Raw genomic sequence first — 752 nt, 5'->3', positions numbered from 1 at the left:
ATGGTATGGGCGCTAACGCCATTTGTATGGTTTTCAGAGCAAATCACCAAGCGTTTGGCTCGTAACCACGAAGCACCAAAAATGCGTGATGAACTTTCTGCGATGGCGATTTTGGCACGCGAAAGTGGTGAGTTTGCAGAAGGCGAATCTAAAATCTTAAGCAACCTGCTAGGGATTCAAGATGTGCCTGTCACACAAGTCATGACACCTCGTCCTGTTGTCTTCCGCGTTGACGCAACAATGACCATCAATGAGTTTCTGGACAAACACAAAGACACACCGTTCTCACGTCCGCTGGTATACAGCGAGCAGAAAGACAACATCATCGGCTTTGTGCATCGTCTAGAACTGTTTAAGATGCAGCAATCAGGCAGTGGTCAGAAACAACTCGGTGCGGTCATGCGTCCAATCCAAGTGGTTCTGAACAATACAGCGCTACCAAAAGTATTCGATCAAATGATGACGCACCGCCTACAACTGGCACTTGTGGTCGACGAATACGGCACCGTGCTTGGCCTTGTGACACTAGAAGACATCTTTGAGCACTTAGTTGGTGAAGAAATCATCGACGAAGCCGACAAGAGCACCGACATGCAAGAACTGGCCTACCAACGCTGGGAAAGCTGGAAAGAAATGCACGGCGTAATCGAAAGCCGCGATGACGACGACGAAGAGTTAGAAAAACAAAACGTTGAGCCAGAAACACAAGAGCCAACAAAACCAGACTCAAAAGAATCGTAACCACGTTTCCA

1 protein-coding gene is annotated in these 752 nt (G+C 47.9%); it reads left to right on the top strand.

The annotated features are described in order from the left end of the window. Positions 1-741 (top strand): CBS domain-containing protein (locus R7044_RS25135; protein WP_225455988.1); only part of this gene is annotated, 741 nt, incomplete at its 5' end. Positions 742-752: the final 11 nt, after the last annotated feature.

The sequence above is a fragment of the Vibrio sp. 1402 genome, from assembly GCF_033340275.1.
Note: the sequence above shows the minus strand (reverse complement) of the source record. Positions and strands in the feature narration are given on the sequence as shown.